A 23,470-nucleotide genomic window follows, 5' to 3' on the forward strand; every position below is an offset into this window, starting at 1 on the left:
GGCAACACGATGAATCAGAGCGACATGCTGTTCCTTGTGCTGATCAGCATCGGCCTCGCGTCGCTGACGCTCGTCACGATCCAGCTGCTCAAGCGGCCCCGCCGTGACAACCGCGGCGAGTGGTACGAGGGCCCGTGGGACGACGACGACACACCCCGAGGGCGCACGCGCTGATGGGCGCTCTCGACGAGGGCGAGCGCATCTCGGCCGCGGATGCCGCCACCTGGCGCGCATGGCTCGAGGCGAACCACGCACGCACCGGCGGAGTGTGGCTGCTGCATGTTCGCCGCACCGCACAGGACGGCGTCTCGTATGAGGACGCCGTGCGTCAGGCGCTCTGCTTCGGCTGGATCGACGGACCGGTGCGCACCTTCGACGACACCACCGTCGGACAGTGGTTCTCGCCGCGCCGCCGCGGCAGCGGCTGGGCGGCGACCAACAAGGCCAGGCTCGCCGAGCTCGAGGCGGAGGGGCTGATGGCTCCCGCCGGCCTCCGGGTGATCGAGGCGGCGAAGGCCGACGGGTCGTGGACGATGCTCGACGGCCCAGAGGCCGGCATCGAGCCGGACGACCTCGCCGAGGCACTGGATGCCGTGCCCGCCGCGCGCGCGAACTGGGACGCCTTCCCCAAGTCGGTGAAGAAGCTCGGCCTCACGAATATCGCGACCGCCAAGCGCGCCGAGACCAGGGCATCCCGCATCGCGAAGCTGGTCGCCGACGCCGCGGTGGGCAAGCGCCCCTGACACCCTGCCGGGCCGATGCGCATCGGCGCCGAGACCGTGGGAAGGGGTCGAGACCCAGGGCTACTGCGGGTCGAGACCCAGGGCTACTGCGGGTCGAGACCCAGGTCGTCGAGGTCGTAGGCCGCGAGCCACTGCAGGCCCTCGGCCTCGATGGCGGCCTGCGCGCCGGTCTTGCGATCGACGATCACGGCCACGGCGACGACCTCCGCGCCTTCGCGGCGCAGCACCTCGACGGCCTTCAGCGCGGACTGACCGGTGGTCGAGGTGTCTTCGAGCACGATCACACGCTTGCCTGCGATGTCGGCGCCCTCGACCTGGCGGCCGCGGCCGTGATCCTTCGGCTCCTTGCGCACGACGAAGGCGTCGAGCGGGCGTGCGGATGCCACGGATGCGTGCATGACGGAGTTCGCGATCGGGTCGGCGCCGAGCGTCAGACCTCCGACCGCGGCGACGTCGTGGTCCTTGATGAGGTCGAGCATGATGCGCCCGATCGCCGGGGCGGCCCTGTGGTCGAGCGTGAGCTTGCGCATGTCGACGTAGTAGGTCGCCTTCTTGCCGCTCGACAGGGTGAAGTCGCCGTGGAACACGGCCTCGTCCTTGATGAGGTCTAGCAGGGCCTGGCGGTCTTCGGCGAGGGTGGTCACGGCATCCAGTGTATTCGCCGTCCGCCGTCGACCGCCTAGCCGGATGCCCGCAGCTCGCCTACCGTGGGACGAGGAGGTCACCCATGTTCTCATTCGATCCCTACGCCGAACTCGCCGAGCTGCGCCCGGTGGCGCCGCTCGAGCTCACAAGCCCTGACTTCGCCGCCGGCGGGCCGCTGCCCGGCTTCGCGTGGTCGTCGGATCGGGCGGGTGAAGACCGGCACCCGACGCTCGAGTGGTCGGACCCTCCTGCCGGAACTCTCAGCTTCGCCGTCTCGTGCTTCGACCCCGACGCACCGACCGGCTCGGGCTTCTGGCACTGGGCCGCGTACAACCTTCCGCCCGACGTGCGTCGCCTCGACAGCGGCGACGGCACCTCGTCGAACCTGCCGCACGGCGCCGTCGTCCTCCCGAACGAGGCCCGCAAGGAGCGCTTCATAGGCGCGGCGCCCCCGGCCGGCACCGGCATCCACCGCTACTTCTTCGTCGTCGACGCGCTCGACGTCGACCGCCTCGATCTCGAGGCGGGGGCGACCCCGGCGGTGCTCGGCTTCAACCGGCACTTCCACACGCTCGCCCGCGGCGTGCTGATCGGCACGGGAGACCCTGCCGAGCGCTGACGTCCGTCGCCCCGAATAGGCTTGGACTCATGCGTCTGGCCACCTGGAACATCAACTCGATCCGCACCCGCGTCTCGCGCGCCGTCGACTTCGCGGTCCGCGAAGACGTCGACGTGCTCGCGTTCCAGGAGATCAAGTGCAAGCCCGAGCAGTTCCCCTACGAGCCGTTCGAAGAGGCCGGCTATCAGGTCGAGGTGCACGGGTTCAACCAGTGGAACGGCGTCGCGATCGCGAGCCGGCTGCCCATGACCGATGTGCGCACGTCGTTCGCTGGTCAGCCCGGCTTCGCCAAGGGGCACGAGGGTCCTGACGCACCGCTCGAGGCGCGCGCGCTGGGCGTGATCGTCGACGGCGTGCGGGTGTGGAGCCTGTACGTGCCCAACGGCCGCTCGCTGAACGACGAGCACTACCACTACAAGCTGCACTGGCTCGAGGCGCTGCGCACCGCCACTGCGGCCGAGCTCGCCGCAGACCCGAATCTGCCGCTTGCCCTCGTCGGCGACTTCAACATCATCCCGTTCGACCACGACAACGGCGACCCGGCGATCGTGCAGGGCTTCTCGACGCATGTGTCACCGCCCGAGCGCGAGGCCTTCTTCGCGCTGGAGTCCGCCGGCGTGACCGACGTCGTGCGCCCGCTGATCCCCGAGGGATTCACCTACTGGGACTACCAGCGACTCAAGTTCCCCCGCAACGAGGGCATCCGGATCGACTTCGTGCTGGGCTCCAAGCCCTTCGCCGATGCCGTCACGGGAGCGTCGATCCACCGCAACGAGCGCAAGGGCGAGCAGCCCAGCGACCACGTGCCCGTCGTGGTCGATCTCGACTTCGGCGGTGACGACGACGGCGACATGCCGATGATCTTCGCGTGACAGGCACCGACGGCATCCGGCTGATCGCGACCGATCTCGACGGAACTCTGCTCGACGACTCGGGCAGGATCTCGCCGCGCACGCGGGCGGCTCTCGACGCCGCTCGGGATGCCGGGATCGCGACGATCCCCGTGACCGCCCGTCAGCCGATCGGGCTGCGGCCGATAGCCGAGCAGGCCGGCTTCGACTCGTGGGCGCTGTGCGGGAACGGCGCGTACGGCCTCCATCTGACGACAGGCGAGCAGCTGTTCGCGGAGGAGATCCCCGCCGCCGTGCAGGCCGAGCTCGCCCAGGCGCTGCTCGCGAGCATCCCCGACCTCCTCTTCGCCAGCGTGCGCGACGCGGGAGAGGTCTTCGTGGCCCAGCACGGCTACGCCGAGATCGCGCAGCAGAGCGACCACAAGCGCGATCCCCGCACGATGGGCGGCGTCGCCCTGGACGAGGTGCTCGGCTCTCCGAGCCTGAAGCTCGTGATCAGGCACGCGTCGGTTCCGATCGACGACATCTTCGCTGCGCTGCAGGCTCTCGGACTGACCGGGTTCGCTGCGACGCTGTCGGGTGCGCCGTTCGTCGAGGTGATGGCGCAGGGTGTGACGAAGGCGACAGGACTCGCCCAGGTCTGTCAGCGTCTCCGCATCGAGGCCGGCGAGGTGCTCGCCTTCGGCGACGCCCTGAACGACCTGGAGATGCTGCAGTGGGCGGGCCGCGGCGTCGCGATGGCGAACGCGATCGACGTCGTGCGGGATGCCGCCGACGAGGTCACCGTGACGAACGCCGATGACGGCGTCGCCTCGGTGATCGAGCGGATGCTCGGGGGCTGAGCCCGGCTTTCAGGGATGCCTTCGGCCGGTGCGCGCCGGCGGGTACCTGCGGAACGCACCCACGACTCGCCGGCTACGACCCCATCGTGCCCGTCTGCACCTCGCCCGGCTCGGGCGCGTACCGCAGCAGGAGGGTGCCGCCGTCGCCGGTCTCAGCGCTCAGCAGGCGCATGTTGTGCGGGGCGGCGCCGTCGGGGAAGACCTTCTTGCCCTGGCCGAGCACGACCGGGTACACCCACAGCTGCAGCTCGTCGTACAGCTGCTCGGCGAGAAGGGTCTGCGCGAGATCGACGCTGCCGATCACGTGCACGTCGCGGTGCCTCTCGCGCAGCAGCTCGATCTCTGCGCGCAGGTCGTCGCCGACACGGGTCGAGCCCTGCCAGTCGAGCCTGAGCGCGGTGTCGCGCGACGCCACGTACTTGGGCACGCGGTCGAACAGCTGACCGATCCACCCCTCGGGGCCGTCGGTGTGCTGCGGCCAGTAGCCGGCGAAGATGTCGTAGGTCCGGCGACCCAGCAGAAGGGCGTCGAGGGTCTGCATGCCCTCGCTGACGCTGCGTCCGACGGCCTCGCTCGGCAGCGGCGCCTGCCACCCGCCGAACGCGAACCCGTCGGTCGGGTCCTCCTCCGGGCCGCCCGGCGCCTGGGCGACGCCGTCGAGGGTGGTGAACAGGTCGATGATGATGCGTCCGGTCATGATGTGCTCCCTTGCAGCTCGGACGGTTCGTGCGTTGTGAGCGGTGCGATATGGAAGGCGGCGGCGAAGGCATCCAGCTGCCGCTCGTCGCCGCGCACCACGGCGACGATGTCGTTCTCGATCGCCTGCGCCGGCGTGACGGCGCCGGCGATCAGCAGCCGGATGCCGGGCCCCGCCACGAGCACGGCATCCGCATCCCCGACGGGCGGCGTGCCGCCGGCCGGAGGAGCGGCGGGCGCGATCTGCGTCACCTGCAGCGAGGCGCCCGCGACCTGCACCCGCAGCGCGACATCGCCGACGTGCAGTTCGACGTCGAGGTCAGAGGCGGCGTCCGCCTGGAACGACGTTCGCAGCGCCATCGTCAGTGAGTCGGGGGTGACGACATCGTCCGGCTGCGGATCGCCCATGGCCTGGAACCCCCACCGGCCGATCGCGAGCATGATCGGCTCGAGCGCCCGCCCGTATGACGTGAGCTCGTACACCAGCCCGCAGTTCATCAGCGGCACACGGCGCACCACCCCGCCCTCCTGCAGCTCCTTGAGCCGCGTGGACAGGATGTTCGTGGGGATCCTGGGCAGTCCCTGCTTGAGGTCGGTGTATCGGCGTGGACCGACGAGCAGATCGCGAACGATGAGCAGCGCCCACCGTTCGCCGATCAGCTCGACGGCCGTCGTGACCCCGCAGTACTGCCCGTAGCTGCGTGCAGCCATCTCAGGCCGACGCGCCGCCCTGCTCGGCCATGAACGCCTCGGGCCCCTGCTCGGCGGCCTCTTCGCTCATGTAGAGGAACTCCAGGATGTTGCCGTCCGGGTCCTCCAGGTCGCGCGAGTACATGAAGCCGTAGTCCTGCGCGTCCTTCGGCTCGCGCCCGCCCGCGGCGATACCCCTGCTGAGGGTCTCGTCGACGTGCTCGCGGGAGTCTCGGCTGATCGCGATGAGCGCCTGCGCGGTGGTCGACGGGTCGCCGACCTGCTTGTCGGTGAAGGTGCCGAAGTACTCGCGGGTCAGCACCATGAAGAACACATCGTCGCTCCACACGATGCAGGCGGCGTTCTCGTCGGTGAAGAGCGGGTTGATGTCGCATCCCAGCGCCGTGTAGAACGCCTTGCTGCGCTCGAGATCGGCGGTCGGGAGGTTGACGAAGATCTTGGTCACGATGACTCCTTTGTCAGAACGGTCGGGCTACGGCGATCGCCGTGCCGCAAAAGTCATACTTGCAAAAAACAACCTTGCTTGTCAATAGCAAGCGCGCGATCCGGCCGATCGGGTCGAGCGCGTTCTCGCCCCTGCCGAGCGCCGCGGCCCCGGCTGAGCGACGTCGATGAGGCGGGGCGAGGACGACAGGCAGGGGCGACGAGCGTGTGCGGATCAGATGACGTGGCATCCCCGGCGCGGTGGGAGTCAGCGATGGCGGAGCCCCCGTGCGGCGAGCGCCCCCGCCGCGGCGGTGAGGGCGGCGACGACCAGCAGCCCGGCCCCCGCGACGGATGCCGTGCCCACCGCACCTGCGATCAGCGGACCCCCGGCGTCGCCCAGCTCACGCCCGAGCTCGGCCGAGCCCATCGTGCGGCCCGTCCGCTCCTCCGGGGTGGAGGCCGCGAGGTGCGAGAAGGCGACGGGCGTGGCCGAGCCGACCCCGACGCCGACGAGCACCGCCGTGGCGACCAGGCCCGGGAGCGCGGCAGGAAGGGCAGCCGGGTCAAGCGACACCGCGCCCGCGACGCCGATCCCGGCCGCGATCAGAGCAAGCCCTCCGATGGTCCCGAGGCGCACCGAGATGCGACCGCGGTCGTGCTGTGCCCCGACCAGCGGCTGCACGACGGCGGATGTCACCGCGAGGACCGTCACCAGGGCCATGCTCCCGACCGTTCCGGCCCCCGCCTGGCGGGCGAGCAGCGGCAGGAAGCCGACCGCGACGGCGAGCGCGCCGGTGGTCGCCGCGAGCACGAGGGTGGGAACGACGAACCCCGGCGCGGTGAGCTCGCGCCCCAAGTCGGCGAGCGTGACCCGCGTGCGGGGCAGCACCGGCACCCGGGGAACGGCGATGAGCACCCAGCCGGCTGCGGCCAGGCCGATCGCGGCGAGTGCCCAGAACAGCGCGGGCAGCCCTCCCCACACGACGAGGACGGCGCCGATGAGCGGCCCGAGTGCGTAGCCGAGGCTCTTCCACGATCCATAGCGGCCGAAGTACCGGCCGCGTGAGGTCCCGTCGGTGAGCCGAGCGACCGCCGCCGACGACGCGGGCGAGAAAGCCGAGGCCGCCGCCCCCTGCCCGAACCGGGCGATGATCAGCCCGACGGTGCCTGGCATGAGCGCGCCGAGCGCCGAGAACGCGGTGAACGCGAGCAGACCGCCGACGATCACCGGGCGCACGCCGACGCGGTCGCTGAGCGCCCCGAACAGCGGCTTGAGCAGCACCTCGGCGAGGTCGTACAGCGCCAGGGTCAGCCCGAGCGCGAGCAGCGTCCAGCCGATGTCCTCCGTCTCGGCGCCGAGGGCCGCGGCGATGCCGTGCGCGCCGAATGCGGTCGTGAAACCGGCGAGATAGAGGGGTGCGAGGCGCGGACGCGGGTCGGTCACGCTCGATTCTCGCATGCACGTCTCGTGCGCCCTCAGCGGTGGTGGCGCCGCGTCAGCGCCGGCTGCTCCCCCTCGCGGCGGATGCGCGCCGGCCGCGCTCCGCCCTACGGTGGATGGATGCCCGAGTCCGCCGTCTTCATCCGCACGCCGACCGACCGCGACCTGCGGCAGGACGCGCTGCTCGCGGTGGTCATGCTCATCGGCGGGGTGATCAGCGCGGCACTGTCGAGCATCGCCGGCGTCTACGGCGACGAGCAGGCGCCGCTGTGGTGGGCGCTGCTGGTGGTGGCCGGCATCTCGGCGCCGCTGATCGTGCGGCGGCGATACCCCGCTCAGGTCGCGGTCGTCATCGCCATCGTGATGTTCATCAGCGTCACGCTGCGGGTACCAGAGCTGTACGCCGTCAACATCGCGGTGTTCGTGGCCCTGTACACCGTCGGCGCGTGGATGAACGACCGCCGGCGGGCGTTCCTGGTGCGCGCCGGGATCATCCTCGGCATGTTCATCTGGCTGATCATCGTGATGTACCGCGATGCGATCGACGAGGCCGGCGAGGCCGACGTCGCGGCCGGGTTCCTGTCGCCGTACGTGGCGTTCATGATGATCCAGCTGCTGGTGAACGTGCTGTACTTCGGCGGCGCCTACTACTTCGGCGAGCGCTCGTGGCACGCCGCCGCGCAGCGCTTCGCTCTCGAGCAGCGCACTCGGGAGCTCGAGGCCGCGCGCGAGCTCGCGGCGGCACAGGCCGTCACCCTCGACAGGGTGCGGATCGCCCGAGAGCTGCACGACGTCGTGGCGCACCACGTGTCGGTGATGGGCGTGCAGGCCGGAGCCGCGCGGCTCGTGATCGACCGCGACCCCGACGAGGCCAAGCGCATGCTGGCCGGCGTCGAGGAGGCATCGCGGGAGGCCATCGGCGACTTCCGCCAGCTGCTCGAGACGCTGCGCGAACCGGGCGACGGCGGGCCCGACGAGTCCTCGTCGGTCGGGATCGCCGACATCGAGCAGCTCGCACGGGCGTCACGTGATGCCGGCCTGCCCACCGACTTCACCGTGATCGGCGACCCCGTTCCCGTGCCGTCGACCGTCGAGGTCAACCTCTACCGCATCGCGCAGGAGGCACTCACCAACGCCCGCCGGCACGCGGGCTCAGGGGCGAGTGCAGATGTGCGGCTGCGCTGGACCTCGGATGCCGTCGAGCTCGAGATCGTGAACAGCGGCCGCACGGTCGGCGTGCTGCGGCCGGGGCTTGGCCAGCTGGGCATGCGCGAGCGCGCTCTGGCATCGGGCGGTGAGATCGAGCTGCAGCCGCGCCCGCAGGGCGGCTTCCGCGTGCGGGTCTCCGTACCCACCCAGGCTCCGTCGCCGAGGAGGGCCACCGTGCCGACCGCACATGCCCGCTCCGAGGGAGTCGCACGATGATCCGGGTGCTGCTCGTCGACGACCACGCGATGCTGCGCGCAGGGTTCCGTGCGATCCTCGGCACGCAGCCCGACATCGAGGTGGTCGCAGAGGCAGCCACCGGTGCCGAGGGCGTGTCCCTCGCCGCCGAGCTGCAACCCGACGTCATCACCATGGACGTGCAGATGCCGGACATGGACGGCATCGAGGCCACGCGGCGCATCGTCGCGGATCCCTCGGTCACGGCATCGGTCGCCATCGTCACCACGTTCGACCGCGACGAGTACCTCTTCCAGGCGCTGGATGCCGGGGCCGGGGGCTTCCTGCTGAAGAACGCCGGACCCGAGGAGCTGATCACGGCCGTGAGAGCCCTCGCCGCAGGCGACGGGATACTGGCTCCGGAGGTGACCAGGCGGGTGCTCGCACGGTTCTCGGCGCCGCCTGTCGCTGCGCGCCCTTCGCCGCACCCGCCCGGTTCGGGGATTGCGGACGAGCGTCGAGACCTCGCGCCCGCCGTCGTTCAGGGCGGCATCCTCGCCGAGCCGCTGACCGACCGGGAATCCGAGGTGCTCGCCCTGATGGCCGATGCACGCAGCAATGCCGAGATCGCCGGCGCGCTCTTCATCGGCGAGGCGACCGTGAAGACGCACGTGTCGCGCGTCCTGCAGAAGCTCGGCGCACGCGACCGGGTGCAGGCGATCGTGCTGGCCCACCGCCACGGGCTCACTCGATGAGCGCCGTCGCCCGGGCATCCGGTCCCGCCCCCGCGACCCGCCCGATCACCGCCGGCGTCGTCACGGCCCTCGTCGGGTTCACCAGCTCGTTCGCCGTCGTCCTCACCGGACTCGACGCGGTCGGCGCGACCCCCGCGCAGGCGGCCAGCGGCCTGCTGGCGCTCAGCCTGACGATGGGCGCCGCGTGCATCATCCTCGCCTGGCGGTACCGCATGCCGATCACATCGGCCTGGTCGACCCCCGGCGCGGCGCTCCTCGCCGCGGTCAGCGTCGTCGACGGCGGCTGGCCAGCGGCGGTCGGCGCCTTCCTCGTCGTCGCGGCGCTCATCCTGCTCACCGCCCTCGTCCCGCGCCTCGGCACGCTGATCGCCGCGATCCCGCCGTCGATCGCGCAGGCCATGCTGGCCGGGGTCCTGCTGCCGCTGTGCCTCGCCCCGGTCACCGGCATCGTCGCCAACCCTTGGGGCGTCGTCCCCGTGGTGCTCACCTGGCTCATCGTCACGCGGTTCGCCCCGCGCTGGGCGGTGCCCGCGGCATTCGTGACCGCGACGGTCGTGGTTGTGGTCGGCATCGCTGCATCCGGGACCGACGTCGATCCCGCCGTGCTGCTGCCCGCCATCGCATTCACCGCCCCGACATTCACCGTCGGGTCGATCGTCGGCATCGCGCTGCCTCTGTTCATCGTGACGATGGCCTCGCAGAACGTGCCCGGCATCGCCGTGATGCGCAGCTTCGGATACGAGGTGCCCTGGCGCCCGTCGATGCTCGTCACCGGCATCGGCACCGCGCTCAGCGCTCCGGCCGGCGGCCACGCGATCAACCTCGCCGCGATCAGCGCGGCCCTCGCCGCTGCGCCCGAGGCGGAGCCCGACCCCGCCCGTAGGTGGATCGCCGGCGTCTCGACCGGTGTCTCGTACATCGTGCTCGGCGGCCTGTCGGCCGTCTTCGCGGCGCTGGTGCTGATGGCACCGGCGGCCGTCATCCCCGCTGTCGCAGGGCTGGCGCTGCTCGGCGCGTTCGGCTCGGCGGTGCAGCAGGCGATCGACGACCCCGGCGAGCGGATGCCTGCGGTGGTGACCTTCCTCGTCGCGGCCTCCGGGATCGCCCTGCTCGGCATCAGCGCCGCCTTCTGGGCTCTCGTCGCGGGTCTCGTCGTTCGCGCAGCACTGCATCTCGGGCGCTAGGCCGCGCGGCGGATGCGCCGGATCAGCCGCAGGGGGGATGCCCCGCACCGCCTCGGCTCCCTAGCGTGATGGCATGAGCTTCCTCAGACTCGACGGCATCACCAAGAGCTACGGCTCGCGCAGGGTGCTCGACGGCATCCGGTTCGACGTCGCCCCCGGGCGGCTGACCGGGTTCGTCGGCGGCAACGGCGCGGGCAAGACGACCACCATGCGGATCATCCTCGGCGTGCTCGGGGCCGACGGCGGAACCGTGACCCTGGGCGACCGGCCGGCGACGACCGACGACCGGCAGCGCTTCGGGTACATGCCCGAGGAGCGCGGGCTGTATCCGAAGATGAAGGTGCTCGAGCAGGTCGTGTACCTCGCCCGCCTGCACGGCTTCAGCCGGGCGGATGCCACGACCCGCGCCACCGCGCTGCTCGAGGAGCTCGGGCTCGGCGAGCGCCTGAACGAGAAGATCGAGGCGCTGTCGCTGGGCAACCAGCAGCGTGCGCAGATCGCCGCCGCGCTCGTGCACGACCCCCAGGTTCTCATCCTCGACGAGCCGTTCTCGGGCCTCGATCCGCTGGCCGTCGACGTCGTCGCCGAGGTGCTGCAGCGCCGGGCCTCGGCCGGCGCCGCGATCCTCTTCTCATCGCACCAGCTCGACGTGGTGGAGCGCCTCTGCGACGACCTGATCATCATCGCCGGGGGCACGATCCGCGCCGCCGGATCCCGGGACGAGCTGCGCGCCTCGCACTCGACCCTGCGATACCAGCTGCACTCCAGTGCAGACGCCGGCTGGCTGCGCAGCGAGCCCGGTGTGACCGTCGTCGACTTCGAGGGCGGGTCGGCGCTGTTCGACGTCGACGCGCCCGACACCGCGCAGCGCGTGCTGCGTCAGGCCATGGACCGCGGAGCCGTGTCGAGCTTCGCACCCCAGCATCCCTCCCTCGCCCAGATCTTCAAGGAGGTCATCGCATGAACAGCGCCGTCTGGCTCGTCGCCGAACGTGAGATCACCGCGAAGCTGCGCAGCCGCGCGTTCGTGATCGCCACCGGCATCCTGCTGCTGATCGCCCTCGCCGGAGTGCTGATCGGCGGATTCACCAGCAAGAGCCCGACTCCGGATGCCATCGCCGTCACCCCCGAGACCTCGGCTGTGCTCGACGGAATGCCAGGGGTCGAGGCGCACGAGGTCGCCGACCGAGCCGCCGCCGAGAAGCTCGTGACCGGCGACGAGGTCGAGGCCGCCCTCGTGCCGGGCGATGAGAGCGGGTTCGGGTTCGTGGTGCTCGCGAAGGAGAACGCGCCGTCGGATCTCATGATGATGCTGTCGCAGTCCCCCACCGTCGAGGTGCTGCAGCCGGCGGGCACCGATCCGCTGCTCCGCTATCTGGTCGCACTCGGATTCGGGATCGTCTTCCTCATGGCTGCGTCGACCTTCGGAGGCACCATCGCGCAGAGCGTCGTGGAGGAGAAGCAGACCCGCGTGGTCGAGCTGCTCATCTCGGCGATCCCCACGCGGTCGCTGCTCGCAGGGAAGGTGCTGGGCAACACGGTGCTCGCCATGGGGCAGATCATCGCCCTCGCGGTCATCGCGATCGTCGGGCTGATCGTGACGGGCCAGGAGGACGTGCTGAGCGGCATCGGGGCGCCGATCCTCTGGTTCGCGGTGTTCTTCCTGTTCGGATTCGTGCTGCTCGCTGCCCTGTACGCCGCGGCAGCGTCGATGGTGTCCCGCCAGGAGGACATCGGCTCGACGACCATGCCGCTCATGATGCTCGTGATGGCGCCGTACTTCCTGGTGATCTTCTTCAACGACAACCCGCTGGTGCTGACGATCATGTCGTACGTTCCGTTCTCGGCTCCCGTGGCGATGCCCGTGCGGATGTTCGTCGGCGAGGCGCAGTGGTGGGAAGGCGCCCTGTCGCTCGTGATCCTGATCGCGTCGTGCGTCGCGGCGATCCTCATCGCAGCGAAGATCTACGAGAACTCGCTGCTGCGGATGGGCGGCCGCGTGAAGCTCGCCGAGGCCCTGCGCGGCTGACGGCCGGCACGACGGCGCGCCGCGCCGGCGCGCCGCCCCCGCCCGTGAGACGTACGTTCCAGCACGAGACGGTACTTCCAGGCATCCGTCTCGTGCTGGAACGTAAGTCTCGTGCGGGAACACAAGTTCTCACCGGAAGGACGGAAAAGAACCGGGATGCGGGAATATGCGCTCGCATAGACTCGTTGGAGCAATCTGGACGATGAGGTCCGCCCGTGAACAGCCGTACAACGAAAGGCCTCATCTGATGAGCACGCCCGTGATCGACCGCGCCGCCCCGACGGAGCACCCTGTCCTCGAGGTGCTCGCCGACCGCTGGAGCCCGCGCGCCTTCGACGCCGAGACCCCGATCGACGAGGCCAAGCTCTCCTCCGCGCTCGAGGCAGCCCGCTGGAGCCCCAGCGCCAACAACTCGCAGCCCTGGCGCTTCATCGTCGCCCGCCGCGGCACCGAGCTGCACCGCGGCATCCACTCCGCCCTCATGGGCTTCAACCAGGCCTGGGCCGGCAACGCCGCAGTGCTCATCGTGGCGGTCGCAGAGACCACCGCCGAAGACGGCGCACCGATCTCGCACGCCGTCTACGACCTCGGCCAGTCTGTCGCGCACCTCTCGGTGCAGGCTCACCACGACGGCCTCGTCGTGCACCAGATGAGCGGCTTCGTCGCCGACGACCTGCGTGAGGTCACCGGCCTCGGCGAGCGCTTCACCCCGATCACCGTCATCGCCCTCGGCGACCTCGGCGACGCGGGCATCCTGCCCGAGGTCCTGCAGGAGCGTGAGTCGGCACCGCGCGTTCGCCGCCCGATCGACGAGACGCTGCTCGCCAACGCCTGAGCGCAGCCATCCCTCGTCGAGAGCGCCGTCCTGATCAGGGCGGCGCTCTCGTCGTACAGGCCGGCTGCGGCGAACTCAGTCTCGGGGCGGCCGACCGATCGGCGGCAGCGCCGGCTCGGCAGCCGGCTGGTTCAGCGGCGCGAGGGCCGGATGATCTCGCGCCGCATCAAGACCGTATGCCTGCGCCACGGCGATCACGGCGCTGAGCACGGCGCCGTCACCGCTCAGAAGCATGGGGGCGGTCGAGGCGAACTGGCAGACCAGTGTGCGCGATGCGACCTCTGGGTACACCGCCGTCATCGCCGCATAGTCGAACGACAGCCACTGCCCGCCGACGTGCACAGCGATGCGATGCGAGGTCACGTACGCCCCGGTGCTCTGCCACTCGCGCCATTGCGGTGCCGCCTGCTTCGCCGCGCTCGATCGTGCGGCCGAGTTCGCGATCGCTGTCACCGCGAGCGCTCCGACGACGAACGCAGGTCGCCCCAGCGCGATCGTGGAGGACTGCTGGTACGCGACATCCTGCCCGTAGTACCGGGCGTAGGTGACCGGAACGTGCCCGAAGAAGATCTCCCTGTCATACGGAACGACGTCCCATTGCTGGTGCAGCGCAGGCGGCATCCGCCCCTCCATGATCGACGACCGCACCGCTCTCGCATGCTCCCACGCGGCTGCCGAGCTGTGCGCGGTCGCGAGCTGCTGCTGCTCGGATCGCGTGAACCTCCCCCGTGCACGGCGAGCACGACGGTGCACTCGCGTCATCTCGATGATCGCCAGGATTATCAGCACGATCGGCGCCACGAGAGCCGTCAAAGAGATCAGGAACTGCCCGAAGACCAGCCACGCCGCGCCGACTCCCTCGCTGCGCGACTGCGCATCCCGTGCCCAGACGTGCAGCAGCGCAGCCACGAGATAGGCCAGCGGCGCGCTCACCAGAAGCACCACCCACCTCAGATGCCGTCTCATGAGGTCATGGTGTCATGCGGGCGGATCGGCATGAGATGCCGAGGGGTCATCTGTGGATAACTGATCGTCGATGGAGCGCCATCGCCGTCCCCTGAGCGCCATGCCGACTCCGCCCTGTTGCTTTCGCTCCGGCGGCGACTACCGTCGGTGTCATGTCGACGACCACAACGCTGTTCATCCTTGGTGCCACCGGCGACCTGACCTCGCGCCTGCTGCTGCCCTCGCTCGCGTCGCTGCTGTGCAATGAGCAGAAGCACCGGGTCATCCTGCGCGGGTCGGGCACCGAGGAGTGGGACGCCGAGACCTGGCGATCCACGGTGGAGAAGGCGTTCGCGAGCGAGCCCGAGGCCATGGACCGCGTCGAGGTCGCCGACTACGTGCGGGCCGATGTGACGGATGCCTCGGTCGTGGCATCCCTGGTCGAGACACTGGACCCGTCGACCGTGCTCTACTTCGCCCTGCCGCCGGCGGTGACCGCCGCGGCGATCGATGCGATGGCGGGGCTCACCCTGCCGGAGGGCACCGTGCTCGCGATGGAGAAGCCGTTCGGCCAGGACGAGGCGAGCGCCCGCGCGCTCAACGAGAAGCTGCTGGCCCTCGTGCCTGAGAGGCAGATCTTCCGCGTCGACCACTTCCTCGGCCGCTCGACGCTGCTCAACCTGCTCGGCGTGCGCCTGGCGAATCGCATCTGGGAGCCGGTGTGGTCGGCCGAGCACATCGAGAGGGTGCTGATCCGGTTCGACGAGTCGGTCGCGCTCGAGGGCCGTGCGCGGTACTACGACAAGGCCGGCGCGATGATCGACATGATCCAGAGCCACCTGCTGCAGGTGCTCGCACTGCTCGCGATGGATCCACCTGCGACCCTGCACGAGCGCGACCTCCGCGACGCGAAGGCCGCCGTGCTGCGCGCCACACACGTGATGGGCGATGATCCCGCGACGGCGTCGCGGAGGGCGCAGTACACCGCCGGCACGCAGCGGATCGCGGGCGGCGGGTCGCGCGAGCTGCCCTCGTACCGCGACGAGGAGGGCGTCGACAACGTCCGCAGGACCGAGACCCTCGCCGAGGTGGTCTTCGAGGTCGCGAACGACCGCTGGGCGGGGGTGCCCTTCATCCTCCGCTCGGGCAAGGGCCTCGATCGCAAGCACTCCGAGATCGTGGTGACCTTCAAGCCGGTGCGCCATGTGCCGCCCGGGCTGAACGGCATCCCGGTCGACGGCGGCCGGCTGACGTTCTCGCTGGGGCCGGACGAGATGCACCTGCGCCTGCACGTGACCGGCGGCGACGACCCGTTCGCGCTGCGCGACGAGGACCTCGTGGCCGATCTCGGAGTGGGCCAGCAGCGCTCGTACGAGGAGGTGCTCGACGAGCTTCTCGACGGCGATGTCGCCCTGTCGGTGCGCGCGGACGAGGCTGAGGAGTGCTGGCGCATCATCCAGCCGGTGCGAGAGGCCTGGGCCCGCGGCGAGACTCCGCTCGACGAGTACGCCGCCGGCTCCACCGGTCCCGCATCGTGGCAGACATCGCAGGGATCATGACGACGGAAGACCAGGAGGAAGGATGCTCGAGGAAGACCGACTGTCCGTGCAGGCGACGAACACCCACATCTACCGAGGTGCGCGCCTGCTCACCCCGCTGCCCGCGAAGGATCTGGCGTCACGACCTCGGGGCCTGCAGATCGTGTTCAGCGATGGCGTGGAGATCCCGGCCGAGCTGCTGCAGGACGACGCCGGCGACTTCGCGATCGACGTGCCGGAGTACCGCACGGCTGCCGGCTCGACGGTCACCACTCGTCTCTGGCATGTGACGATCGACGCGGTCGAGGACGCGTCGGCGATCGTCGTCGGCACGAAGGTGTGAAGACGAGACGACGAGCCCGGTCGAGGCGACCGGGCTCGTCGTGGTGCGTCAGACGGAGTCAGTGCTCGGGTGCGTGCACCGGCACTTCCTTGCCCTCGCGGTCGACGATCTTGCCGTCGACCACCGAGTCGCCGTCTTCGAGCGCGTCGAGGTACTGCACCGGGATGCTGCGCGTCGGGGCGGCCGCGAAGCTGTTGGCGCCCTTCGAGCGGCGTGCGCCGACATGGTTGAACAGCAGGTTCAGGAAGATCGCGGCGACCGCGGCCGAGCTGATTCCCGAGTGGAAGATGGTGTTGAACCACTCGGGCATCTGGTCGTAGATGGTGGGAGCCGCGATCGGCAGCATGCCGATGCCGAGCGATGCGGCCACGATGACCAGGTTCATGTTGCCGCGGTAGTCGACCTTGGCGAGCGTGCGGATGCCGGATGCCGCGACCGAGCCGAACAGCACGATGCCTGCGCCACCGAGAACCGGCGAGGGGATCTCGCCGACGACGCGGCCGAGCACCGGCAGCAGACCGAGGATGACGAGCACCACACCGCCGGCGGTGACGACGAAGCGGCTCTTCACGCCGGTGATGGCGACCAGACCGACGTTCTGCGCGAACGCCGACTGGGTGAAGGTGCCGAAGATCGGCGACACGGCGCTGGAGAGCATGTCGGCGCGCAGACCGTCGGCGATGCGCTTCTTGTCGACCTTCGTGCCGACGATCTCACCCACCGCGAGGATGTCGGCCGTGGTCTCGGTGAGGGTCACCAGGATCACGATGAACATCGAGATGATCGCGGCGATCTCGAAGGTCGGCCAGCCGAATGCGAACGGCGTCGGGAACGCGAAGATCGCGCCCTCGCCGACCTGCGAGAAGTCGACGCGGCCGAGGAAGGCGGCGAAGATCGTGCCGGCGACGATCGCGAGCAGGATCGACAGGCGCGAGACGGCGCCGATCGGCACCTTGCTGAGGATCAGCACGAACAGCAGCGTCACGAACGCGAGCAGGAGGTTCTGCGGCGAGCCGTAGTCGTCGGCGGTCGCGTTGCCGCCCATCGCCCAGCGCGCCGCGACCGGCAGCAGGGTGAGGCCGATGGTGGTGATGACGACGCCGGTCACGACCGGCGGGAAGAACCGGATGACCATGGCGAAGACCGGTGCGATCAGCAACCCGATCACCGACGCCGCTATCACCGAGCCGAACACCGCGGGCAGTCCACCGCCGTTGGTGACGATCGCTCCCATCGTCGCGACGCCGGCGAACGACACGCCCTGCACGAGCGGCAGCTGCGAGCCGAAGAACGGGATGCCGACCGTCTGCAGGATGGTCGCGAGACCACCCATGAAGAGGCACGACGCGATGAGTACGCCGATCTCCTCGGGGTTGAGCCCGGCGAGCTGACCGATGATCAGCGGCGGCGCGATGATGCCGCCGTACATCGTGAGCACGTGCTGGAGCCCGTATCCGAAGGTGGCGCCGATGGACAGGCGCTCATCTTCCGGGCGCAGGGCTTCCTTCTTCTGCTTACTCATTTTCTGGACCTCTTCGTCGAGTGGGACGTATCGAGTGATACTGCCGGTTGTTGCGGGATTTCAGGTGTGTCGGGCGAGCAGGCCGCGGGCCGCCTCGCTGTGGTGTGCGATGAGCTGGGGAAGGTCGAGCCCGACGATCTGACCGTCGAGAACCCGCCAGGTGCCGCCGACCATGACGCGGTCGGCGCGCTCGGCGCCGCAGAGCAGCAGGGCTGCGACGGGGTCGTGGCTGCCCGAGAAGCGCAGCTCGTCGAGCGTGAACATCGCGAGGTCCGCCTGCTTGCCTGGCGCGAGCACGCCGATGTCGTCGCGGCCGAGCGCGCGGGCCGAGCCCTGCGTCGCCCAGCCGAGCGCGCGCTCGGGGGTCACTGCCGCCGCGCCGTAGCGCAGTCGCTGCAGGTAGAGGGCCTGGCGCACCTCCTGGATCATGTTCGATCCGTCGTTGGATGCCGATCCGTCGACGCCGAGTCCGACCGGCACGCCGGCCTCCTGCAGCTCGACCGCGCGGGCGATGCCCGACGCGAGGCGCATGTTCGAGGTGGCGCAGTGCGACACCGCGGTGCCGGCCGCTCCGAGCCTGGCCACCTCGGCGTCGTCGAAGTGGATGCCGTGGGCCAGCCAGGTGCGATCGGAGAGCCAGCCGACGCTCTCGAGGTAGTCGACGGTGCGCAGGCCGAACATCTCGCGGCAGAAGTCCTCTTCGTCGAGCGTCTCGGCGAGGTGGGTGTGCAGGCGCACATCGAGGCGCTCGGCCAGCTGCGCGGTGTCGCGCATCACGCCGGTCGTGACCGAGAACGGCGAGCACGGAGCGAGGCCGATCTGCACGAAGGCGCCGTCGCCGCGCTCGTGATACGCGCCGACCAGGCGCTCGCTGTCGGCGAGGATCGTCTCGGCGTCCTGCACGGTCTGCTGCGGCGGCAGCCCGCCGTCCTTCTCGCCCAGTGACATCGAGCCGCGGGTGAGGGTGGCGCGCATGCCGAGGCGGCGCACGACGTCGACCTGGACGTCGATCCCCTCTTCCAGCCCGTTCGGGAACAGGTAGTGGTGGTCGGCCGCGGTGGTGCAGCCCGAGAGCAGCAGCTCGGCGAGCGCGGCTGTCGTCGCGAGCTCGAGGTCACGAGGGGTGAGCCCGGCCCACACGCCGTACAGGCCCTTCAGCCACCCGAACAGCTCGGCGCTGACGACGGGCGTCCATGCCCGGGTGAGGGTCTGGTAGAAGTGGTGGTGCGTGTTGATCAGACCGGGGATGATCACGTGCCGCGAGGCGTCGATCGTCTCGTCGACCGGGCGCGAGGGGGCGCCGCCGAGCGGAACGGACTCGACCACGCGGTCACCCTCGATGACGAGGCCGCCGCGGGCGTCGGCTGCGTCACCGGTGTGGATTCCGAGCGGGTTCTTCAGCCAGGTGCTGCGCGTCGGTGCGGTCATTCGTGGGGCTCCATATCGGGATCAGGAAAGCCGGCGGATCCGGCTCTCGGGTGAGCCAGCTCAGTTCGCCTGTCTGCTGATCCAGGTGCTCCTGCTTCGGAGTAGTCCAGATTCAACCACGACGCCAGCGCGGAGGTCAATGATTTCTTCCAAAAGACGAACTATTTGTTTCACATCACGGAATATGAGGTATTCCGCGCCGTCCCGTCTGCGAAGGTGCGCACCGGGGTGTCGGTAGCGTTGGGCAGGTGAGCACCCACCGCGCCGCCGACGACGACGAATCGCGCGACGTGCGCATCCGACGCACGACGAACAGTGCGATCGCCAAGGGCCGTCGGGCTGTGGGGGTCTCGGCCTTCGGTGCGACGTTCATCTCCGCCGTGTTCGCCACCTTCGCGCTCACGGTGCTGGATCCGCCCTCGGTGAACCTCGATACGACGCTGTCGGGGCTGCATCGAGATCTCACCGGTCGGCTGGCCGACGGGACCCAGCCCTCGGGCATCGATCCGGATGCCCGGATCTACGCCTTCCTCGCCGTGTTCGCCGCCATCGCCATCGCGCTGGCCGTCGCGCTGGATGCCACCGGACGCCGACTCCGTGCACTCGACGAGAGCAAGCCGAAGGGCAGGCCCCTCTGGGAGAGCGAGTTCGAGGAGCACTCCGCATGGGCGGAGGCGGGCGCGGCCTTCCGTGTGCTGACGTTCATCGAGCTGCTCGTGCTCTGCGCCGTCACGGGGCTCTCAGCCGTGGTCGCGAGCGCGCTGGTCGTCGGCGGTGCGGGGCGCCTGCCCTCGCTTGCCGCCTGGCTGCTGACGGCCTTGCTGCTTCTCGAGGCCACCCGCGGATTCCACGTCTGGCTCGCCGCTCATGACCTGAGGATCATCCCTGACGCGCTCGAGCTCCAGCAGCGCGTCGACGATCTGCAGCACCCGTCGCGCCGACGTCGCGCTCGGCGAGTGACGACCCGGGCGATGCTGATCGGCGCGATGCTCACCCTGGCCGTGACCGGATGGAGCGTGAACAGCCCGGAGTCGACGACAGGGCCGCTCATCGCCATCCTGCTCGTCACCGCAGCGGCCTGGTCGGGCGGGAGGGCGATGGCCCGCAGCGCCGTGCTCGAATGGGGCGCGAACCGCACGATGACCATCGTCATGGCGGCGGTCATGACCGCCGTGCTGCTGCTGTTCGTGGGGTTCGCCCTCGTCGTGGGCATGGCGTCGGCGATGTCGGCCGCTCGCCCCACCTCGGATGCGCCCCTGTGGTGGGCGCTCGGCGCCACGGTCGCCCTCGCCGCCGCGGGGGTCATGAATGTCGTCGACGCGGGCGGAGTGGCCCCGCGATCGTCGTCGGCTCTGAGCTGGCTGACGGTCGCACCGCCCTCCGCCCCGGATCGGCTGGACCCGCGAGCGGGCGCCGCGCTGCTTCTGCTCGTCACCCTGGCGGGATCGGTCGCCCTCGCCGATCACGCGTCGGAGCTGGGGCCCGCCCTGGTCGTCAGCGGAACCGTCGTCGGCACGCTCGCCCTGCTGCGCTGCGCGCGAGGCCTCACCAGATTGATGCTGACCCTGATCGTCACGACGACGTTCGCCGCTGTGCTCGCTCACCGGATCGGCGAGGCCTCCACGGTGCACGCCGTGCTGGCCGCACTGCTGTTCTGCGTGCTGCTGATCGCGAACGTCGTCTCGGCCCCCACCAGGACCGCCGCGGCCTTCTCGATTCTGGTTCCGATCACGCGGTGGATCCACCGACAGCGGCTGACGAGCTGGGAAGCCCGTCTCACCGCCGTCGGCATCGGCACCCCGCCGTCAGACGCCTGAGGCAGTGAGCGCGAGGCCGCTGCCATCGGCGGCGACGTCGACGCGCACGGTGTCTCCGTCGTGCACACCGCCCGAGAGCAGGGCCGTCGCCAGACGGTTCTGCACCTCGGTCTGGATCAGCCTGCGCAGCGGGCGTGCGCCGAACACCGGGTCGTAGCCGCGCTCGGCGAGCCAGGCCCTGGCATCCGGAGTCACCGCCAGCGTCAGCCGGCGATCGCCGAGCCGGCGCTGCAGACCGTCGACCGCGAGCTCGACGATCTGCGCGAGGTCGTCGTGCGAGAGCGCCGAGAACATCACGATGTCGTCGAGCCGGTTCAGGAACTCGGGGCGGAACGACTGCCTCACAAGCGCCATGACCGCATCGCGCTTGTCGTCGGGCGACATGACGGGATCGATGAGGATCGGCGAGCCGATGTTCGAGGTGAGGATCAGGATGACGTTCGAGAAGTCGACCGTGCGGCCCTGACCGTCGGTGAGGCGGCCGTCGTCGAGCACCTGCAGCAGCACGTCGAAGACCTCGGGGTGCGCCTTCTCGACCTCGTCGAGCAGCACCACCGAATACGGCCGCCGACGCACGGCCTCGGTGAGCTGACCGCCCTGCTCGTAGCCGACGTACCCGGGAGGGGCGCCGACCAGACGCGAGACGGAGTGCTTCTCGCCGTACTCGCTCATGTCGATGCGCACCATGGCGTGCTCATCGTCGAAGAGGAACTCGGCGAGCGCCTTGGCAAGCTCGGTCTTGCCGACACCGGTCGGCCCGAGGAAGAGGAACGAGCCTGTGGGTCGGCCCGGGTCGCTGATGCCGGCGCGCGAGCGCCGCACCGCGTCGGACACGGCCTTCACCGCATCCTTCTGCCCGATCAGGCGCCTGCCGAGCTCGCTCTCCAGGTGCAGCAGCTTCTCGCTCTCGCCCTGCAGCAGGCGGCCGACCGGGATGCCCGTCCACGCCGCGATCACGGCCGCGATGTCCTCGTCGGTGACCTGCTCGTTGACCATGCGGCCCTCGTCCGAGACGGCCGCCTCGGCCTGCTCGGCCTCGGCGATCTCGGCGTTCAGGCGCCGGATGGTCTCGTACTCGAGCTTGGACGCCTTCGTGTAGTCGCCCTCGCGCATCGCGAGGTCGCGCTGCGTCGTCGCCTCATCGAGCTGCTTCTTCAGCTCACCCACCCGGTTCAGGCCCTGGCGCTCGCGGGCCCAGCGCTCTTCGAGGGCGGCGAGCTCGCGTTCGAGTCCGGTCATCTGCTCGCGAAGGGCTGCGAGGCGCTCCTTCGAGGCGGCATCCTTCTCGCGCTTGAGCGCGAGCTCCTCGAGCTTCATCCGGTCGACCTGGCGCTTGAGCTCGTCGATCTCGACGGGCGAGGAGTCGATCTCCATCTTCAGCCGCGACATGGCCTCATCGATCAGGTCGATCGCCTTGTCGGGCAGCTGGCGGCTCGGCAGGTAGCGGTTGGAGAGAGCTGCGGATGCCACAAGCGCGGTGTCGGAGATCGTCACGCCGTGGTGCGCCTCGTACCGGCCCTTGAGCCCGCGCAGGATCGCGACGGTGTCCTCCACCGACGGCTCGCCGACGTACACCTGCTGGAAGCGTCGCTCGAGAGCCGCGTCCTTCTCGATGAACTCGCGGTACTCGTTGAGGGTGGTGGCGCCGATCATGCGCAGCTCGCCGCGGGCGAGCATGGGCTTGAGCATGTTGGACGCCGCGACCGAGCCCTCTCCGCCGCCGGCGCCCATGAGCACATGAAGCTCGTCGATGAACGTGATGACCTTGCCGTCGGACTCGGTGATCTCCTTGAGCACGCTCTTCAGCCGCTCCTCGAACTGGCCCCGGTACATGGCGCCGGCGACGAGAGCGGAGATGTCGAGGGAGACGAGCTCCTTGTCTTTGAGCGATTCGGCCACGTCGCCCGCGACGATGCGCTGGGCGAGCCCCTCCACGACGGCCGTCTTGCCGACGCCCGGCTCGCCGATGAGCACGGGGTTGTTCTTCGTGCGTCGCGTGAGCACCTGACTGACGCGACGGATCTCGCTGTCGCGCCCGATCACCGGATCGAGCTTGCCCTGTCGGGCGCGATCGGTGAGGTTGATGCCGAACTGCTCGAGGGCGCTCTGCTGCCCGTCCTGTCCTGGTGACTGCGTGCTCTGTGCCGGGTTGGTCATTCGTCCTCCTGAGGAGACTCCTTCAAAGTTGAGTTGTGTTGACTCAAGTTTACCGCGACGCCCGACTTCGGACAACCCGGACACCTGAGTTGCGACGCTTCGCGTCACGAATCGTCTCGGATCGACTCTCTTCGAGCATGAGTGCTGTTCACAGACACGACGACCCCGCTCCCGCAGAGAAGAAGGGCAGCGGCCCGCTGGGCACACCCATCGAGCGAGAGGTGCTCAGGGGCAGCGCCGACGGCGCACGGCTGCCCCGCGATCTCTGGGAGATCCTGAACACGATGGTCGAGCGCGAGCTTCAGCAGCCCGAGCCGCCGACCGAGGAGTCGCTGTACGCGGCGAGCACGATCAGCGGCCCGTTCCGTGCACGTCGGTTCCGCCGTCGCCTCGAACAGCTCATCAGGCTCGACCTCGCTCAGCGCCAGGGGCAGTGGGTGCGTCCGACCGTCGCAGGGATCGCCGCTGTCCGACCGCTCTGGTCACAGGTCGACGGACCCGTGCGCACGAAGCTGCGCTCCCTCATGCCCGACGAGGGCTGAGCCTGCGAGGTCTGCCCGC

General features: G+C 69.9%; 24 protein-coding genes. 15 read left to right on the forward strand and 9 right to left on the reverse strand.

Annotation, left to right across the window (positions count from 1 at the left end; genetic code table 11):
• Positions 1 to 9 precede the first annotated feature (9 nt).
• Together FVO59_RS04475 and FVO59_RS04480 are read left to right on the forward strand one after the other, a co-directional pair.
• On the forward strand, positions 10 to 174 hold the full coding sequence (locus FVO59_RS04475; protein ID WP_182255062.1) for a hypothetical protein: 165 nt from the start codon (positions 10 to 12) through the stop codon (positions 172 to 174).
• Positions 135 to 743 carry a YdeI/OmpD-associated family protein gene (locus tag FVO59_RS04480; RefSeq protein WP_259363441.1) on the forward strand — a complete coding sequence of 203 codons (609 nt, stop codon included), beginning with the start codon at positions 135 to 137 and terminating at the stop codon, positions 741 to 743. Before FVO59_RS04475 ends, FVO59_RS04480 begins: the two co-directional genes overlap by 40 nt.
• Positions 744 to 826: 83 nt before the next feature.
• Here the strand turns inward: FVO59_RS04480 and pyrE are convergent, their stop codons facing one another.
• Positions 827 to 1,387 (reverse strand): orotate phosphoribosyltransferase, encoded by a 561-nt coding sequence (gene pyrE / locus FVO59_RS04485; RefSeq protein WP_259363442.1) that lies wholly within the window; start codon positions 1,385 to 1,387, stop codon positions 827 to 829.
• Positions 1,388 to 1,470: 83 nt separating this feature from the next.
• Between pyrE and FVO59_RS04490 the strand changes: the two genes are divergently transcribed.
• From FVO59_RS04490 to FVO59_RS04500, 3 genes are read left to right on the forward strand one after another with little or no spacing between them, the layout of a single operon-like run.
• Entirely contained in the window at positions 1,471 to 2,007 is a 537-nt protein-coding gene (locus tag FVO59_RS04490; protein ID WP_182255066.1) for a YbhB/YbcL family Raf kinase inhibitor-like protein, read from the forward strand.
• Between the two features lie 29 nt (positions 2,008 to 2,036).
• Complete coding sequence (locus FVO59_RS04495; RefSeq protein ID WP_182255068.1) at positions 2,037 to 2,879, forward strand: exodeoxyribonuclease III; 843 nt, start codon at positions 2,037 to 2,039, stop codon at positions 2,877 to 2,879.
• Entirely contained in the window at positions 2,876 to 3,700 is an 825-nt protein-coding gene (locus FVO59_RS04500; RefSeq protein WP_259363443.1) for a Cof-type HAD-IIB family hydrolase, read from the forward strand. The genes FVO59_RS04495 and FVO59_RS04500 overlap by 4 nt, the downstream gene beginning before the upstream one ends.
• 73 nt (positions 3,701 to 3,773) lie before the next feature.
• On the opposite strand, the gene FVO59_RS04505 is transcribed toward FVO59_RS04500, so the two are convergent.
• The 4 genes from FVO59_RS04505 to FVO59_RS04520 all read right to left on the reverse strand — a co-directional run bounded on the left by FVO59_RS04505 (position 3,774) and on the right by FVO59_RS04520 (position 6,977).
• On the reverse strand, positions 3,774 to 4,397 hold the full coding sequence (locus FVO59_RS04505; protein ID WP_182255070.1) for a dihydrofolate reductase family protein: 624 nt from the start codon (positions 4,395 to 4,397) through the stop codon (positions 3,774 to 3,776).
• Complete coding sequence (locus FVO59_RS04510; RefSeq protein ID WP_182255072.1) at positions 4,394 to 5,107, reverse strand: winged helix-turn-helix transcriptional regulator; 714 nt, start codon at positions 5,105 to 5,107, stop codon at positions 4,394 to 4,396. Before FVO59_RS04510 ends, FVO59_RS04505 begins: the two co-directional genes overlap by 4 nt.
• A 1-nt stretch (position 5,108) precedes the next feature.
• Positions 5,109 to 5,555, reverse strand: coding sequence for a VOC family protein (locus tag FVO59_RS04515; RefSeq protein ID WP_182256505.1), 447 nt, complete (start codon positions 5,553 to 5,555; stop codon positions 5,109 to 5,111).
• 243 nt (positions 5,556 to 5,798) lie between these two features.
• On the reverse strand, positions 5,799 to 6,977 hold the full coding sequence (locus FVO59_RS04520) for an MFS transporter (protein WP_346265685.1): 1,179 nt from the start codon (positions 6,975 to 6,977) through the stop codon (positions 5,799 to 5,801).
• 117 nt (positions 6,978 to 7,094) lie between these two features.
• Between FVO59_RS04520 and FVO59_RS04525 the strand changes: the two genes are divergently transcribed.
• The 6 genes from FVO59_RS04525 to FVO59_RS04550 all read left to right on the forward strand — a co-directional run bounded on the left by FVO59_RS04525 (position 7,095) and on the right by FVO59_RS04550 (position 13,159).
• Positions 7,095 to 8,399, forward strand: coding sequence for a sensor histidine kinase (locus FVO59_RS04525; protein WP_182255076.1), 1,305 nt, complete (start codon positions 7,095 to 7,097; stop codon positions 8,397 to 8,399).
• Positions 8,396 to 9,112 carry a response regulator gene (locus tag FVO59_RS04530; RefSeq protein ID WP_182255078.1) on the forward strand — a complete coding sequence of 239 codons (717 nt, stop codon included), beginning with the start codon at positions 8,396 to 8,398 and terminating at the stop codon, positions 9,110 to 9,112. Before FVO59_RS04525 ends, FVO59_RS04530 begins: the two co-directional genes overlap by 4 nt.
• Positions 9,109 to 10,296, forward strand: coding sequence for a benzoate/H(+) symporter BenE family transporter (locus FVO59_RS04535; protein WP_182255080.1), 1,188 nt, complete (start codon positions 9,109 to 9,111; stop codon positions 10,294 to 10,296). The genes FVO59_RS04530 and FVO59_RS04535 overlap by 4 nt, the downstream gene beginning before the upstream one ends.
• 73 nt (positions 10,297 to 10,369) lie before the next feature.
• Positions 10,370 to 11,260, forward strand: coding sequence for an ABC transporter ATP-binding protein (locus tag FVO59_RS04540; protein ID WP_182255082.1), 891 nt, complete (start codon positions 10,370 to 10,372; stop codon positions 11,258 to 11,260).
• The gene (locus FVO59_RS04545) at positions 11,257 to 12,324 is read left to right on the forward strand and encodes an ABC transporter permease (RefSeq protein ID WP_182255084.1); all 1,068 of its coding nucleotides are present in this window, start codon (positions 11,257 to 11,259) and stop codon (positions 12,322 to 12,324) included. Before FVO59_RS04540 ends, FVO59_RS04545 begins: the two co-directional genes overlap by 4 nt.
• Before the next feature lie 247 nt (positions 12,325 to 12,571).
• Positions 12,572 to 13,159 carry a nitroreductase family protein gene (locus tag FVO59_RS04550; protein WP_182255086.1) on the forward strand — a complete coding sequence of 196 codons (588 nt, stop codon included), beginning with the start codon at positions 12,572 to 12,574 and terminating at the stop codon, positions 13,157 to 13,159.
• A gap of 75 nt (positions 13,160 to 13,234) precedes the next feature.
• On the opposite strand, the gene FVO59_RS04555 is transcribed toward FVO59_RS04550, so the two are convergent.
• A complete protein-coding gene (locus FVO59_RS04555) occupies positions 13,235 to 14,125 on the reverse strand; it encodes a hypothetical protein (RefSeq protein WP_182255088.1) in 891 nt (296 codons plus the stop codon).
• A 152-nt stretch (positions 14,126 to 14,277) separates the two neighbouring features.
• Between FVO59_RS04555 and FVO59_RS04560 the strand changes: the two genes are divergently transcribed.
• Both FVO59_RS04560 and FVO59_RS04565 read left to right on the forward strand, forming a co-directional pair.
• The gene (locus tag FVO59_RS04560; protein ID WP_182255090.1) at positions 14,278 to 15,663 is read left to right on the forward strand and encodes a glucose-6-phosphate dehydrogenase; all 1,386 of its coding nucleotides are present in this window, start codon (positions 14,278 to 14,280) and stop codon (positions 15,661 to 15,663) included.
• A 22-nt stretch (positions 15,664 to 15,685) separates the two neighbouring features.
• Complete coding sequence (locus FVO59_RS04565) at positions 15,686 to 15,985, forward strand: hypothetical protein (RefSeq protein WP_182255092.1); 300 nt, start codon at positions 15,686 to 15,688, stop codon at positions 15,983 to 15,985.
• A 58-nt stretch (positions 15,986 to 16,043) separates the two neighbouring features.
• Here the strand turns inward: FVO59_RS04565 and FVO59_RS04570 are convergent, their stop codons facing one another.
• Together FVO59_RS04570 and FVO59_RS04575 are read right to left on the reverse strand one after the other, a co-directional pair.
• Positions 16,044 to 17,507 carry a nucleobase:cation symporter-2 family protein gene (locus FVO59_RS04570; RefSeq protein ID WP_182255094.1) on the reverse strand — a complete coding sequence of 488 codons (1,464 nt, stop codon included), beginning with the start codon at positions 17,505 to 17,507 and terminating at the stop codon, positions 16,044 to 16,046.
• Between the two features lie 60 nt (positions 17,508 to 17,567).
• Positions 17,568 to 18,935, reverse strand: coding sequence for an 8-oxoguanine deaminase (locus tag FVO59_RS04575; RefSeq protein WP_182255096.1), 1,368 nt, complete (start codon positions 18,933 to 18,935; stop codon positions 17,568 to 17,570).
• 248 nt (positions 18,936 to 19,183) lie between these two features.
• On the opposite strand from FVO59_RS04575, the gene FVO59_RS04580 reads away from it, so the two are divergent.
• A complete protein-coding gene (locus FVO59_RS04580; protein WP_182255098.1) occupies positions 19,184 to 20,752 on the forward strand; it encodes a hypothetical protein in 1,569 nt (522 codons plus the stop codon).
• On the opposite strand, the gene FVO59_RS04585 is transcribed toward FVO59_RS04580, so the two are convergent.
• Positions 20,741 to 22,909, reverse strand: coding sequence for an ATP-dependent Clp protease ATP-binding subunit (locus tag FVO59_RS04585; protein WP_182255100.1), 2,169 nt, complete (start codon positions 22,907 to 22,909; stop codon positions 20,741 to 20,743). The two genes, FVO59_RS04580 and FVO59_RS04585, sit on opposite strands and share 12 nt — an antisense overlap.
• Before the next feature lie 137 nt (positions 22,910 to 23,046).
• On the opposite strand from FVO59_RS04585, the gene FVO59_RS04590 reads away from it, so the two are divergent.
• Positions 23,047 to 23,451 carry a hypothetical protein gene (locus tag FVO59_RS04590; protein ID WP_182255102.1) on the forward strand — a complete coding sequence of 135 codons (405 nt, stop codon included), beginning with the start codon at positions 23,047 to 23,049 and terminating at the stop codon, positions 23,449 to 23,451.
• Positions 23,452 to 23,470 lie beyond the last annotated feature (19 nt).

The sequence above is a fragment of the Microbacterium esteraromaticum genome (genome assembly GCF_014084045.1).
GTDB lineage: Bacteria > Actinomycetota > Actinomycetes > Actinomycetales > Microbacteriaceae > Microbacterium > Microbacterium esteraromaticum_D.

Coding starts and splice junctions, on each gene's coding strand:
- FVO59_RS04535 (WP_182255080.1), top strand. CDS start 9,109: ATGAGCGCCGTCGCCCGGGCATCCGGTCCCGCCCCCGCGACCCGCCCG.
- FVO59_RS04525 (WP_182255076.1), top strand. CDS start 7,095: ATGCCCGAGTCCGCCGTCTTCATCCGCACGCCGACCGACCGCGACCTG.
- FVO59_RS04505 (WP_182255070.1), bottom strand. CDS start 4,397: ATGACCGGACGCATCATCATCGACCTGTTCACCACCCTCGACGGCGTC.
- FVO59_RS04565 (WP_182255092.1), top strand. CDS start 15,686: ATGCTCGAGGAAGACCGACTGTCCGTGCAGGCGACGAACACCCACATC.
- FVO59_RS04540 (WP_182255082.1), top strand. CDS start 10,370: ATGAGCTTCCTCAGACTCGACGGCATCACCAAGAGCTACGGCTCGCGC.
- FVO59_RS04575 (WP_182255096.1), bottom strand. CDS start 18,935: ATGACCGCACCGACGCGCAGCACCTGGCTGAAGAACCCGCTCGGAATC.
- FVO59_RS04570 (WP_182255094.1), bottom strand. CDS start 17,507: ATGAGTAAGCAGAAGAAGGAAGCCCTGCGCCCGGAAGATGAGCGCCTG.
- FVO59_RS04545 (WP_182255084.1), top strand. CDS start 11,257: ATGAACAGCGCCGTCTGGCTCGTCGCCGAACGTGAGATCACCGCGAAG.
- FVO59_RS04585 (WP_182255100.1), bottom strand. CDS start 22,909: ATGACCAACCCGGCACAGAGCACGCAGTCACCAGGACAGGACGGGCAG.
- FVO59_RS04530 (WP_182255078.1), top strand. CDS start 8,396: ATGATCCGGGTGCTGCTCGTCGACGACCACGCGATGCTGCGCGCAGGG.
- FVO59_RS04510 (WP_182255072.1), bottom strand. CDS start 5,107: ATGGCTGCACGCAGCTACGGGCAGTACTGCGGGGTCACGACGGCCGTC.
- FVO59_RS04550 (WP_182255086.1), top strand. CDS start 12,572: ATGAGCACGCCCGTGATCGACCGCGCCGCCCCGACGGAGCACCCTGTC.
- FVO59_RS04555 (WP_182255088.1), bottom strand. CDS start 14,125: ATGAGACGGCATCTGAGGTGGGTGGTGCTTCTGGTGAGCGCGCCGCTG.
- FVO59_RS04560 (WP_182255090.1), top strand. CDS start 14,278: ATGTCGACGACCACAACGCTGTTCATCCTTGGTGCCACCGGCGACCTG.
- FVO59_RS04495 (WP_182255068.1), top strand. CDS start 2,037: ATGCGTCTGGCCACCTGGAACATCAACTCGATCCGCACCCGCGTCTCG.
- FVO59_RS04475 (WP_182255062.1), top strand. CDS start 10: ATGAATCAGAGCGACATGCTGTTCCTTGTGCTGATCAGCATCGGCCTC.
- FVO59_RS04490 (WP_182255066.1), top strand. CDS start 1,471: ATGTTCTCATTCGATCCCTACGCCGAACTCGCCGAGCTGCGCCCGGTG.
- FVO59_RS04590 (WP_182255102.1), top strand. CDS start 23,047: ATGAGTGCTGTTCACAGACACGACGACCCCGCTCCCGCAGAGAAGAAG.